Annotated in this window: 12 protein-coding genes, 1 tRNA gene and 1 other RNA gene; 7 read left to right on the top strand and 7 right to left on the bottom strand. The window is 67.0% G+C overall.

What is annotated here, in order from left to right:
• Positions 1-104 precede the first annotated feature (104 nt).
• Both B4E96_RS00710 and B4E96_RS00705 read left to right on the top strand, forming a co-directional pair.
• Positions 105-1,169: a polysaccharide deacetylase family protein gene (locus tag B4E96_RS00710; RefSeq protein ID WP_286955985.1), complete on the top strand. Its 1,065-nt coding sequence runs from the start codon at positions 105-107 to the stop codon at positions 1,167-1,169.
• Between the two features lie 51 nt (positions 1,170-1,220).
• Positions 1,221-1,730, top strand: a complete 510-nt coding sequence (locus tag B4E96_RS00705; RefSeq protein WP_286955983.1) for a hypothetical protein — start codon at positions 1,221-1,223, stop codon at positions 1,728-1,730.
• A 165-nt stretch (positions 1,731-1,895) separates the two neighbouring features.
• On the opposite strand, the gene B4E96_RS00700 is transcribed toward B4E96_RS00705, so the two are convergent.
• The 3 genes from B4E96_RS00700 to B4E96_RS00690 form a co-directional block, all read right to left on the bottom strand.
• Positions 1,896-2,483 carry a peroxidase-related enzyme gene (locus B4E96_RS00700; protein WP_102161141.1) on the bottom strand — a complete coding sequence of 196 codons (588 nt, stop codon included), beginning with the start codon at positions 2,481-2,483 and terminating at the stop codon, positions 1,896-1,898.
• A gap of 66 nt (positions 2,484-2,549) precedes the next feature.
• The gene (locus tag B4E96_RS00695) at positions 2,550-3,263 is read right to left on the bottom strand and encodes a hypothetical protein (protein ID WP_286955982.1); all 714 of its coding nucleotides are present in this window, start codon (positions 3,261-3,263) and stop codon (positions 2,550-2,552) included.
• A 220-nt stretch (positions 3,264-3,483) separates the two neighbouring features.
• Positions 3,484-4,326 carry an SDR family oxidoreductase gene (locus tag B4E96_RS00690; protein WP_286955981.1) on the bottom strand — a complete coding sequence of 281 codons (843 nt, stop codon included), beginning with the start codon at positions 4,324-4,326 and terminating at the stop codon, positions 3,484-3,486.
• Between the two features lie 248 nt (positions 4,327-4,574).
• On the opposite strand from B4E96_RS00690, the gene B4E96_RS00685 reads away from it, so the two are divergent.
• Together B4E96_RS00685 and B4E96_RS00680 are read left to right on the top strand one after the other, a co-directional pair.
• Complete coding sequence (locus B4E96_RS00685) at positions 4,575-4,988, top strand: hypothetical protein (RefSeq protein WP_180964701.1); 414 nt, start codon at positions 4,575-4,577, stop codon at positions 4,986-4,988.
• Positions 4,989-5,681: 693 nt separating this feature from the next.
• Positions 5,682-5,882 (top strand): hypothetical protein, encoded by a 201-nt coding sequence (locus tag B4E96_RS00680; protein WP_286955978.1) that lies wholly within the window; start codon positions 5,682-5,684, stop codon positions 5,880-5,882.
• Between the two features lie 140 nt (positions 5,883-6,022).
• On the opposite strand, the gene B4E96_RS00675 is transcribed toward B4E96_RS00680, so the two are convergent.
• Positions 6,023-6,107: transfer RNA gene (locus B4E96_RS00675), tRNA-Ser, on the bottom strand.
• A 272-nt stretch (positions 6,108-6,379) separates the two neighbouring features.
• On the opposite strand from B4E96_RS00675, the gene B4E96_RS00670 reads away from it, so the two are divergent.
• Entirely contained in the window at positions 6,380-7,912 is a 1,533-nt protein-coding gene (locus tag B4E96_RS00670) for a peptidoglycan recognition protein family protein (protein ID WP_286955976.1), read from the top strand.
• Positions 7,913-8,052: 140 nt separating this feature from the next.
• On the opposite strand, the gene B4E96_RS00665 is transcribed toward B4E96_RS00670, so the two are convergent.
• Positions 8,053-8,748 (bottom strand): TenA family protein, encoded by a 696-nt coding sequence (locus B4E96_RS00665; RefSeq protein WP_286955973.1) that lies wholly within the window; start codon positions 8,746-8,748, stop codon positions 8,053-8,055.
• A gap of 222 nt (positions 8,749-8,970) precedes the next feature.
• Between B4E96_RS00665 and ffs the strand changes: the two genes are divergently transcribed.
• Both ffs and B4E96_RS00655 read left to right on the top strand, forming a co-directional pair.
• Positions 8,971-9,066: signal recognition particle sRNA small type (ffs, locus tag B4E96_RS00660), an RNA gene on the top strand.
• A gap of 207 nt (positions 9,067-9,273) precedes the next feature.
• Positions 9,274-10,764: an Ig-like domain-containing protein gene (locus B4E96_RS00655; RefSeq protein WP_286955970.1), complete on the top strand. Its 1,491-nt coding sequence runs from the start codon at positions 9,274-9,276 to the stop codon at positions 10,762-10,764.
• 120 nt (positions 10,765-10,884) lie between these two features.
• Here the strand turns inward: B4E96_RS00655 and B4E96_RS00650 are convergent, their stop codons facing one another.
• Both B4E96_RS00650 and B4E96_RS00645 read right to left on the bottom strand, forming a co-directional pair.
• Positions 10,885-11,343: a DUF779 domain-containing protein gene (locus tag B4E96_RS00650; RefSeq protein WP_102161127.1), complete on the bottom strand. Its 459-nt coding sequence runs from the start codon at positions 11,341-11,343 to the stop codon at positions 10,885-10,887.
• Between the two features lie 152 nt (positions 11,344-11,495).
• Positions 11,496-11,901, bottom strand: a 406-nt coding sequence (locus B4E96_RS00645) for an aldehyde dehydrogenase family protein (protein WP_286955968.1), incomplete at its 5' end; no start/stop codon positions are given.

Genomic DNA, 11,901 nt, shown 5'->3' with positions numbered 1-11,901 from the left:
AGCCGAGATGAGAAAGTCGCGGCATGACCGGCCTGGGTCCTCGCATTCGGGGCGAATCGGGAGTTGAATGCGGAGAAGAACGCAACCGCGGAAGGACTTCCCCCATGACTTCGCGTCAGCGACTGGCGACTCTGGCTGCCTGCACCACTGTCGGGCTCGGCGCCCTGACCGTCGCCCCGGCCGCCGCCCACACCCTGCTGCACGACACACACTCGGCACGCACCGTCGCAGCCGGATACGCCGAGACCCACCAAGCCGAGCCGGCCTCCCACTCCACTGCCGAACGCCGCGAGTCCAGGCCGGAGACCGAACCGGAGGCCCGCCTCGGCGACGCCGGTGACAAGCAGCCGGACACGAGCCGACAACCTGAGCTCACCGCCCCGCAGGAGACCCCGACCCGGCCGCCCGGCGAGCTGGGCGAAAAGGCGCCTGCCGCCTCGGGCGTGGCACCGGGCAAGGCCTATGCGGCCGCCGCCGAGGACTACGCCTACCCTGCTGCGGACGTCAGCCGGTGGCTGCACGAGGGCAGCGAAGCGAAGGGGTACCCGGATGAGAAGATCGTGTTCCTCACCTTCGATGACGGGCCGACGGAGCAGACGACGAAGAACCTGAAGGTGTTGAGCGACCACGACGTGCATGCGACGTTCTTCCAAGTGGGCAAGCAGATCAACAACTCCACAGCGCCGATCGTGCGAGAGGTCATCGACCAGGGCAGCGCGGTGGCGATCCATTCGCACTCGCATGACTACAAGCGGCTGTACCCCGGCAAGCAGGCCGCCGCCGGGCAGATCGGCCGAGACTACGACCGTGCGGTCAAGGCCGTGCGCGGGGTGCTCGGTGAGGACTACGCTTCGACGGCCTACCGGTATCCCGGCGGGCACATGTCGTGGAAGAACATGCAAGCCGCCGATGCGGCACTCGCCGACCGGGGCGCGACGTGGGTCGACTGGTCAACCGTCAACGGCGATGCCGAACCGGCCAGCCGCAGACCCCACGACGTCGCCGGTCAGCTCGATCGGCTGGCCCAGCGCCGGGACGCTGAGCAGAACCCGAACGTCGAGGTCGTGCTCATGCACGATGCGAAGAACAAGCAGCTGACGACCAAGGCGCTGCCGGCGATCATCAAGCACTATCAGGACGCCGGCTACCGTTTTGGGATCATCGGTTGAACATGCTGGTCAACTGACGGCAGTGGCGCCGGCTGGGCGTAGACTGCCGTCATGCGCTTTGCTGCCCTGACCGCCCGGCTCATCATCCCTGCGATCTGGCTGGGCCTCATCATCGCCATCGACCTCATCGAGGCACCCCTGAAGTTCCAGGCGCCGGGGATCACGATCCCGCTGGGACTGGGCATCGGGCGGCTCGTCTTCACCGCGATGAACAGCGTCGAAGGCGTGCTCGCGATCATGCTCATCGCAGCCGTCGTCATGAGCCGGCAGGTCCGCCCGGCCTGGACGCTGCTCGCGACGATCACCGGCATCCTGCTCATCAAGGTCGCCATCGTCCGCCCGCTGCTCAACGCCCGCACCGAAGCGGTCTTGAACGGCACCGGCGCCCCGGGAAGTGCCGTGCATCTGGTCTACATCGCCCTCGATGCGGTGCTGTTCTGTGTGCTCGCCGCCTTCACCTGGGTGCAGGCCCGCACGCTCGTCGCACCGGCTGCCGCAGCCGGTGCGGCACCCCACGCGCAGGGCCCTCAGCCGGCGAGGCATCATATTCGTTCTGCGTGATTGGGCCCTGCCCACCCGCATGTGCCGCGCCCGGCGCTGCTTGCGGGAGCGTGAAGAACGGGTGCGCGATGTCTGTTCAGGACTCGGCGGGTGCTGGGATGTCACCGACAGGGCCGTCACAGACCGGGGCGGCGCCGACTGAGGTGTCACCGGCCGACTGAGGTGTCACCGTTTGTCGCGCGGGATGCGGCCCATGAGGTAGAACTCCGGGTTTGGGGTCATCCCGGTGACAGTGGCCATCCGGTTCGACAGTCCGAAGAACCCGGTGATGGCGGTGATGTCCCAGGCGTCTTCGTCGTCGAACCCGTGGGCGGCCAGGGTCGCGAAGTCGTCATCGCAGATGAGCCACGGGGTCTGCTGGACCTTCATTGCGAAGTCGAGCATCGCCTTCTGCCTGGCGGGGATGTCGGCGTGCCGGTAGTTCAGGGCGACCTGATCGGCGATGTGGGAGTCCTTCTCGAAGATCCGCAGCACCGCCCCGTGGGCGACCACACAGTACAGGCACTTGTTAGCCGCCGAGGTGACCGTGATGATCATCTCCCGATCGGCCTTGGTGAGGTTGCCGGTGTCCTTCTCCATGAGCGCGTCGTAGTAGGCGAAGAACGCGCGGAACTCCGCAGGCCGGCGCGCGAGGTGGACGAAGACGTTGGGCACGAAGCCGGTCTGCTGACCGACCTCTTCGATGCGGGTACGGATGTCGGCGGGCAGGTCGGTGAGCTCAGCGGCGGGAAAGCGATCTGTGGTGTGCGTCATAGTCACACAATAGGCGCTGCCCGCAGTCGCCGACGCAGCGTCTCAGAGACTCAGCGCAGCAGAGTTTCAGCCCCTCGGTGCCTCAGCCGGCATCATGCCGTGCCTGACCCGCCAGCGCTGCACCAGCACGAGCACGAGGCACATGACCGTCAGACTCACGACGGCGGCGAGGAACCACAGCACCAGCCGCAGCAGTGTCGGCGGGCCGCCGAAGACGAAGATCGCCGCGAACCCGCTGGCGATGCCGGCGATGATCCACACCGGCAGACCGACCCCGGCGCTCACCCAGCGCGGAAACGCATCAGCCGCCAGCGGGATGGCTGCGGCGATCGCGACGGCGGTCGCCGTGAGCAGGAAGAGGAAGCTGATGAGCGCAGCTGCTGGGGTGGAGAAGAGCTCGTCGAGCACGCTGCCGGGCACGGCTTCGGAGCCGATGATCGGTTTCCAGGCGACCGTGGCGATGAGTCCCATGAGCGCAACGAGGATGGAGCTGATGGTGAACATCGAGACGAGCCCGTCGAAGCGCACTCCGCGATCGACGCGCTTCTCTCCGATGAACGCCAACGGCACCAACATGCCGAGAAGTCCCAGCCACATCGCCGCAAAGACCTCCGTGCTGTCAATGGTCGTGAGGTTGTTGTGGCGCACGAGCCTGAAGTGCACGCCGATGACGAACGCAGTGCCGATGACGAGCCACACGATCGCCATCCCCACGCAGCGGCCGACGTCGGAGGTCCAGCGCGGCGGCCGCCGGTCGGCAGGCTTTGAGCCTGGTGTCATATCCGGTCGCGGGTGCGCGACTCGCGGTCCGTCTGTCCGGCGCCGAGGCGGTGGCGGCGCCCCGGGCCCGGCCTGCTGGGGCGGGTGGCCGGGGCCGCCGTGGGGTGGCCGGTGTCCCGGAGGCTGCCGGTTTCCGGGTGGCAGCGGCTGTCCCGCTCCGGATGGAGGCGGTGGTCCGGGCCGACGCGGCGGGCGCGGCGGGTAGGGCTGGTAGCTCATCTCAGACCTGCCGATCCACCGTTGCGGTTTGGGGCTCTGCCGGCTGCCGGCGGCCGGTGAAGGCATCCATAGTGTTGTTGACGCCCAGGGCGTTCATGATCTGGTCGAACCAGGCGACCGGCAGCATCCGCACGAGCGGCAGGGTGCGCACGAACCGGGGCATGATGAGCTGGATGCGCCCGGATTCGATCGCGTCGAGGGTCCGGCCGGCGGCATAGTCCGGGCTGAGGATCGGCAGCAGCCGCGGGAACGTCGTCTTGACGCCGGCGAACATGCCGGTGTCGATGTAGTACGGGCACACGACGAAGGAGTCGACACCGGTGTCGTCCTTGGCCAGTTCGACGCGCAGCGATTCGGCGAATCCGACGGCGGCGAACTTGCTGGCCGAGTAGTCGGTCTGCTTCGCCACCCCGACCAGGCCTGCCGCACTCGAGATCGTCACCACCAGCCCGGAGCGTCGGGCGGTCATGCCCGACAGGAACGCTCGGGTCACCCAGTACAGGGCGAGGGTGTTGACGGCGAAGGTGCGCTCGATCTCCTCATCGGCAGCGTCGAGCAGCCGCTTGCCGGTGACGATTCCGGCGTTGTTGACGAGCACATCGACCGGGCCGGTCTCCTCCGCTGCGGAGGCGACTGCCTCCCGGTCGGTGACGTCGACGGCGAAGGAGGTCGCCGCACCGCCTCGGGACCGGATCGAGGCGCAGACAGCCGCACCCGAGGTGGGCGAAAGATCCCAGATCACCACCCGGGCGCCGCGGGCGGCGGCACCCTCGGCGAGCAGCCGGCCGATGCCGCTGCCGCTGCCGGTGATGAGAACAGTGCGTCCGCTCAGAGGGTGCTTCATCGTCGCCTGCTTCCGTCACTCTGTGGCATCTGCACTCAGCGTACAGACGTTCGGTGCCGTCAAGGGGCCACGGTGAGGCGGGCAGGCAGACAGACGCGTGCGACCCGATTCTCTGCCGATACCCCGGTGGGCGTATGATGCTCCATATCACCGGCACTGCGGAACGAAACAGCTGATGATGTCTTGACCTACCGAATGCGCAGGCAGTGCCAACTTCTTCTCATTTTCATCTCTTCCAAGGATCTGCCATGACTGCTGCTGTTTTCACCCGCCGTTCTGCCACCGCCTCGGCTCGCCGCTCACTGGCTGCCGGACTTGCCGCGCTCGCTCTCATCTCCGGCTCCGTCTTCACCGATGTCGCACCTGCTGCGGCCGCGCCGAAGTCCTGCTCCGCGAAGATGTCGATCAGCCAGCCGCGCCAGTACTCGAACACCTGGGTCGAGGTCTCGAAGGTCGGCTCGAAGGCCAAGGTCGAAACCGTCGCGCACTACAAGACGACGAAGACGAAGAAGCGGGCGACCGCTTCGACGAAGGGCAAGGCGAGCCTGAAGTACTACATCTCGGGCGCGACCCCGAACCGTACGGTCAAGGTCACCGTCACCGCCACAAAGGGCAAGACGACGTGGAAGTGCTCCACGTCGTTCAAGCCGCGCCGGAAGTGACCGCCAGCCGCCGCCTCGGGCCCACTGCCGGGGTGGCGGTGCCTGGAGCGGCGGGGCCTGGGGTGGCTGCGCCTGGGGTGGCAGTGCCTGCTCCGGGACAAGGTGAAGATGACACCCACGACGGCTGGTTTCGGTCTTCGACAGCTTGCCCAGCATCGGATCGCGGGTTCGACATTGAAGACACTGCAGCGAGGCAGATGCGGGATGCCTCCGCAGTCGGCAGTGCACATACCGAGTGCCATAGGACCGATGTGAACGTCGCACCTCGAACTCTGCATGCCCAGAAGGGCTCCGCTATGCGCCCTGGCACATCTCCTGCCCTCTCCGCCGCACTCCGCACGTCACTTGTGCTGCTGGCTGGTCGCGGCAGCAGCTCGCAGCCACCGGCCGAATCCACTTCCAGCCCTGCCGCCGAGGGCACAGCCGGAAAGGACACGTCTGACAGCGGCGAACAGCTCGTGACTGACGAGGCCACGAGCTCGGCGCAGAAAGACGATGGGGGCACGGGCCCGAAGGCAGATTCCATATCTGCGGTTGAGCGGGCGGTGCCGCGGTTGAGTCGGTGATGGGGCACGGCGCCTGCAGCGAGAGGAAGGAGTTCGCCCCCGGCACACCGTTGGACGAGTGGAGCCGGCTCATTGAGGACCTCCCGGACGATGGCCTGTTCGGCCCCTGGAAGGATCGCTGGTAGCCGTGGACTGTGGGCGACCGGCTCCGACCAAGATGTATCCCGACGGCGAGGAGCATGTGCTGCTGCGGTTCTTCACTGACAGCGCCGATGTCGTTGCCGACTTCCACCAGACGATGCCGTCGGTGCAGGATGACGACGAAGCCGCTTTCAGCTACGAAGACGGCATCGGAATCCAACAAGGATGGGCCGGCAGACACCACTGACACGCCGAACCCATACACACATTTTGAGCATTAACCCGCATTAACCCCATTAACCCATGATTTCCAACCCTGACGTGCCCTCCCGCAAACGACGAAGGCCCCTGACCACGTTTTCCCTGGTCAGGGGCCTTCATCTCGCGCGGAGGATAGGGGATTTGAACCCCTGAGGGCGTTAACCCAACACGCGTTCCAGGCGTGCGCCATAGGCCGCTAGGCGAATCCTCCGCAGAGTATCTTACCGGAATCCGAACGTTAAGCGAAATCGCGCCCGCGCAGCCGGCAGCACACCTGGCCAACCGGGCCACTGCCGCCAGCACGCTCACCGGCCCTCACAGCACGATTCCCGTCGCAGAGCTCGAAGAACTCGATTCGGCAACGACTGCACCTCAACCCGAGACATCTGGGTGAATGCGTGCCATAGTGGCACACGGCGAGTCCTGCGCAGCCAGCGTCGGCGCCGCCGAAATGCCTGTCTTCCCCTTCCCTGAAAGGCATACATGCGCTATATCGCTTCTGCGGCTGCGACTGCGGTCGCCGCCAGCTTGCTGACCGGACTCGGGCTCGCTCCGTCCGCCGCTTTCGGCGCGGATCCGCAGCCTGAGATGAACGAAATCGACCTCGCCGAGATCAGCGACTCCGGCATCGGGATCCCCGGCGCCCGCGACCGCTCAGCGGCAGCCGAATCCGCGACCGCCCAGCAGAGCGCGGATCACCTCTCGTTCTTGCCCTCCCTGCTGCGCGCACCGGCACCCGAGACCAGCGGAACCGCCGCCCTGGCACAGCCGCTCGCCTACCCTGCCAGCCAGGCCGACACCTCGGCGCCGGACGACGGCTCACTGACGGATACGATCCACGGCTCGGCCTCTGACATCACCGAGGACGGGCGCACGATCGCCGCCCTATCGGATGTCGTCAAGCCGGCCGATGACGCTCCCGGCATCGTCGGGGTCGTGTGGAGCGGGGCGGAGGACGCCGAGGTCGAGATCCGCACCCGCACCGGCAGTCAGTGGAGTGCCTGGTCGGGTCTCGACTCCGACAACGACCCCGAGCAGCCCGGCGCCGCGGGCACCGAACCGTACTCGCTGGCCGGGATGGATGCCGCGCAGCTGCGCATCCTCGGCGACGCCACCCCGCACGACGCTCGGATCCTCAGCATCGACCCGAAGCGCTGGAGCGGCGATGAGACCGCCGTTGAGTTCAACACCCCGGTGACCGAGGGCGCTGCCGACAGCGCCGCAGACCAGGCGCCTGCCGCCTCAGGCACGGCTGCGACGATGGCCTACGCACCCGGTGCCGCGGCGGCCCAGACCATCGCCAAGGACAGCGGTGTGAAGGCTCCGAAGATCGAGCACCGCAAGGCGTGGGGTGCCGCGAAGCCGAAGTCGGATCCGGATACGACTGCGAAGGTGCAGGCCGCGGTCGTTCACCACACCGGCGGGTCGAATGACTACACGGCCGAGGACGTTCCGGCGATCCTGCGCGGCATCCAGCACTACCACCAGCAGGGCCGCGGCTGGGATGACATCGGCTACAACATGCTCGCCGATAAGTACGGCCGCCTGTGGGAGGGCCGCGGCGGCGGGCTGAAGAAGAACCCGGTCGGCGCGCACGTGGTCGGCTACAACCAGGGCAGCTTCGGCATCTCGGTCATCGGCAGCTACGGCACGTCCGCGCCCCCGCAGGCCACCCTGGATGCGGTCGATCATGCGATCGCCTGGAAGCTCGCGCTCTCCGGTGTCGATGCCGGCGGCAAGACCACGCTCAAGGGAACGAAGATCAACGTCGTCTCCGGTCACCGGGACCTCGGTCAGACCGACTGCCCAGGCGATGCGCTCTACGGGAAGCTGCCGCAGATGCGCAAGGACATCGCCGAGATCCAGAAGAACGGCGGACCGGTGAAGAAGGACCCGCCGAAGAAGGAGAAGAAGGACGAGAAGACGGACAAGAAGAAGGGCGGAGAGAAGGCCCCGGAGAAGGACAAGCAGGAGGACGCCGGTCTGCAGCCGGGTGCCACCGACCGCAACGCCTGAACCGCGCAGGCTGAACGACCTCTGATCACGAACGGGCGGGCTGGAAGTTATCCCCAGCCCGCCCGCTCGCTTCGCTGGCACGGTCGGCGAGACCTCCCCGACACACGTCACCGGCTCAGTCGACGCGGCCCTCGTGCCGGTCAGCTGTCGCGACTGTCGTAGGTGACGTCGAAGAAGTCGAGTTCCAGGGCGACCGTGCGCTCCCAGCGGGCGGTGAGCTCCGCGGCTCGCCCTGCGGCCTCGGCGGCCGGCCATACGCGGTTGAGCTCATCGACGAGGAACTGGCACCACGAGCTGAACGCCTCCCCGCGATGCAGCTCGATCCATTCGGAGTGCACATAATGTTCGGGCAGCGGAGCATCGCGCTCACCCCAGTCGAGGTAGAGCCACTCGGCGATGACGAGCATGACGAGCAGGTCTGCGTACTCGGCCTGTGCGACCGCATCGTACATCTCGGCCTGGAACCCGGCGGCCGCGCGCGAAAGCTGCGGGTTCCGCCAGTCGTCCTCGGCGACGCCGAGCTGCGAGAAGGCCCGCTGGAAGTATCCGTCCTCATCGGCCGCGAGCATCCCGAGCTGGGCGGCGAACCGCAGCTTGGAGTCGCGCCGATCGGCGTGCGCCACACATCCGCCGAGCATCGAGAGGAACGCGTCGAAGAACTGATAGTCCTGCACGAGGCAGCCGGCTAGCACCGCATCCTCGATGGTGCCTGAGAACAGCTCGTCGACGAAGCGGTGCCCGACTGCGGCGTCCCACTGCCCGGCGCTGTCGCCGAGCCGCAGCCGCCCGACCGGCGAGTCGGCCGGGACGTGAATGGTCGTCTGAATCTGTATCATGTGATCTCCCCCGCCGGTATCACCCGGATCAGGTTCCTAGGTGTACTTCCCCGCGAGGTTGTGAACGCGGTCTGCTGGTGACAGTCCCCCGATGGCGGTGTGGACTCAGTGCTGCTGGCGGCACTCCCCTGTCAACGCCCCTGCTGTAGCCCATCTCCCGTGCCCGAGGCGGTGGTCGTCTCAGGCGTTTTTGGTTCGGTCCCTGCCTGGTCTAGACTGTTATGCGGCTCCCCGTGTGGCGTCATCTTGTGAACTCCCCCAGGGCCGGAAGGCAGCAAGGGTAAGCGAGCTCTGGCGGGTGCACGGGGAGTCCTCGCATTGACGCGCTGTCACAATTGCGCAACATCCCTCCGCACTGTTTGTGCTGGTCACACGCTATCTGCTCGGCGATCCGCAGGCTGAGAGCGCGCATTGTTCCACGGCCGTTACATCGCGGTTCCTATGATTTGTGCTGTCGCCTTCCCATTCCTGCCCTCGCAGTTCTGCGACTGTGCATCGTCTCCACTGCCATGAGAAAGGTCCCTCATGCTCCGTCGCCGCCCCTTCGTTGCCGGCCTCAGCGTCTCGCTCGCCATCGCCCTCGCCGCCTGCACGGCGACACCCGATGCTGAGCGCGGATCCGCGGCGGCTCCGAGCGCGGAACCGCATCCCGCACCCGAGGTGACGGTCTCGGTCGTCGACGATGGCGACGCCTCAGCTACACCCGCCTCGGCGGCAGGTGCCAGCGGCACACCGGAGGCAGACAGCACCACCGGTGCAGCCGACGCTGATGGTGCGAGCATCGAACTCGACCCCAGCGGGCATTTCGCGCTGACCGTGTCCGGCGGCGAATTCACCGAGGTCACCGTCACCGATGCCGACCACCCTGAGGTGAGCGTCGACGGCACCTTCGACTCCGGAACCCAGGGAACCGATCCGAGCGAGCCGGCCACCGCCTCGGCGACGGAGACTGAGAGCGCCAACGTCGGCGGCGGCGCCGCAGGCGCAGACGCAACTCCCAGCGAGGGCGGCGCCCCCAGCGGCGACAGCACGACCAACGGCGGCAGCACTCCCAACGAAGGCGGCACCCCCAGCGGCGACGATGCCGAGGGCCAGGGCACCCGCTGGGTCTCCAGCTACGGGCTGGCCGGCAACGCCGACTACGAGTGGACGGCGACGACCGTCACCCCGGACGGTGCCACGCATGAGGCTTCCGGGACGATCACGACGACCGAACCGCAGGGCCGCTCGGCGCGGATCTTCACCGTCATCGGCGATGACCAGGAGGTCGGCGTGGCCGCCCCGATCATCGTGAACATCGGCGCGACCGTGCCGGAGTCCTACCGCGATGACATCGAACATCGGCTGTCCGTCGAGGTCACCGACGAGGACGGTAAGGAGCGCGAGGTCGAGGGCTCGTGGGGCTGGCTGTACGACACCGACGGGATCTCGCGGGTGCACTACCGGCCCAAGGAGTTCTGGCCGGAGCACTCGAAGGTCAAGGTGACAATGGCCCTGGAGGACGTGCCGTTCTCGCAGACGCGCTTCGGTGAGAAGGACGTCTCGCTGGACTTCTCGATCGGCCGTGAACAGACCACGACCGCCGATGCCAAGACGCACCGGATGATCGTCACCCGCGGAGATGAGACGATCATGGACTACCCCGCCTCGCTCGGCGCGGCACGCTCACCCTCGTTCAACGGCACCCATATCGTCATGTCGAAAGCGGCGAACTACACGATGACCTCGGAGCGCTGGGGGTATTCGACGCCAGTGCGCTGGGCGGTGCGCATCCACAACAACGGCGAGTTCATCCACGGTGCACCGTGGTCGGCCGGCTCACAGGGCTCGGCGAACGTCTCGCACGGCTGCATCAACCTCACCAATGAGCGGGCCAAGGAGTACTACGACTCGGCGATCTACGGCGACCCGGTCATCGTCAAAGGCTCCTCGGTGTCCCTGTCGAAGGAGTCCTCAGACGTCTCCGATTGGGTCTACGACTGGGATGAGTGGCAGGAGCTCTCCGCACTCGACTGAGCGTGAGCGCAGCACCGAGCGGGCGGGCAGGCGCGCGGGCTGGCGGGCGCACCGGCGGGCAGCTGACTGGGGGCCAGGAGATTCACTCTCTTGGCCCCCAGTCGTGTCCCGGCGGTGCGGTCAGCTCTCGTCGGCGTCCATCAGGGTCGAGCGGATGAGGAACCGCTTGCCGGTCGGCGTCTCGACGCTGAATCCGGCGCCGCGCCCGGGCACGACATCGACGGTCAGATGTGTGTGCTTCCAGTAGCTGAACTGCTCGGCTGACATCCAGAACTCCAGCTCCGAGGTGGTGCCAGCCGGTCGTGGGATCTCGAACCGGCCCAGCAGAACGTCGGCATCCGAGGTGAGGAACTCTCCGGCCGGGAAGCACATCGGCGTCGACCCGTCACAGCAGCCGCCGGACTGGTGGAACATCAGGTCCCCGTGCTGGTCGATGAGCTGCTGGAGCAGCTCGACGGCCGCCTCTGTCAGGGCGACCCGTGAACGGGTCTCCCCCTCGATCGTCGGCGCGGAGTCGAGCACGGCCGGATCGGCTGACGCTGCGGCGGCTCCATCGGCGACGGTGGTGTCATCGGACATCGGACCTCATCTCCGTGCACATGCGTGCACTGTGCTGCTGCGACGGGCCGGCAGCCGGGCCGGCGAGCGTTCTGACCGCGGGTCGGCGAGCGGTCTGACCGCAGGCCGGCACAGGTGCTGTGTTCCAGCCCGGCCCGTCGCAGATGGCAGGATCAGAAGAAGCCGAGGGCGTCTTCTGAGTAGCTGACGAGCATGTTCTTCGTCTGCTGGTAGTGATCGAGCATCATGAGGTGGTTCTCCCGGCCGATGCCCGAGGACTTGTAGCCGCCGAAGGCCGCATGCGCCGGATAGTTGTGGTAGTTGTTCACCCACACGCGTCCGGCCTGGATCTCACGGCCGGCGCGATAGGCGACGTTGCCGCTGCGGCTCCACACGCCGGCGCCGAGGCCGTAGAGGGTGTCATTGGCGATCGACATCGCATCGTCGTAGTCGCTGAACGAGGTCAGTGCGACGACGGGGCCGAAGATCTCCTCCTGGAAGATGCGCATCGAGTTCTGACCCTTGAACACTGTCGGCTGGATATAGAAGCCGCCGGCTAAGTCGCCGTCGAGTTCGAGC

The organism is Brevibacterium sp. UBA7493 (assembly GCF_002479565.1).
Lineage (GTDB): Bacteria > Actinomycetota > Actinomycetes > Actinomycetales > Brevibacteriaceae > Brevibacterium > Brevibacterium luteolum.
Note: the sequence above shows the minus strand (reverse complement) of the source record. Positions and strands in the feature narration are given on the sequence as shown.

Excerpts from the sequence above, each read along its gene's own strand:
- B4E96_RS00655 (WP_286955970.1), top strand. The coding sequence starts at position 9,274 with ATGCTCCGTCGCCGCCCCTTCGTTGCCGGCCTCAGCGTCTCGCTCGCC.
- B4E96_RS00690 (WP_286955981.1), bottom strand. The coding sequence starts at position 4,326 with ATGAAGCACCCTCTGAGCGGACGCACTGTTCTCATCACCGGCAGCGGC.
- B4E96_RS00710 (WP_286955985.1), top strand. The coding sequence starts at position 105 with ATGACTTCGCGTCAGCGACTGGCGACTCTGGCTGCCTGCACCACTGTC.
- B4E96_RS00685 (WP_180964701.1), top strand. The coding sequence starts at position 4,575 with ATGACTGCTGCTGTTTTCACCCGCCGTTCTGCCACCGCCTCGGCTCGC.
- B4E96_RS00670 (WP_286955976.1), top strand. The coding sequence starts at position 6,380 with ATGCGCTATATCGCTTCTGCGGCTGCGACTGCGGTCGCCGCCAGCTTG.
- B4E96_RS00665 (WP_286955973.1), bottom strand. The coding sequence starts at position 8,748 with ATGATACAGATTCAGACGACCATTCACGTCCCGGCCGACTCGCCGGTC.
- B4E96_RS00700 (WP_102161141.1), bottom strand. The coding sequence starts at position 2,483 with ATGACGCACACCACAGATCGCTTTCCCGCCGCTGAGCTCACCGACCTG.
- B4E96_RS00650 (WP_102161127.1), bottom strand. The coding sequence starts at position 11,343 with ATGTCCGATGACACCACCGTCGCCGATGGAGCCGCCGCAGCGTCAGCC.
- B4E96_RS00705 (WP_286955983.1), top strand. The coding sequence starts at position 1,221 with ATGCGCTTTGCTGCCCTGACCGCCCGGCTCATCATCCCTGCGATCTGG.
- B4E96_RS00695 (WP_286955982.1), bottom strand. The coding sequence starts at position 3,263 with ATGACACCAGGCTCAAAGCCTGCCGACCGGCGGCCGCCGCGCTGGACC.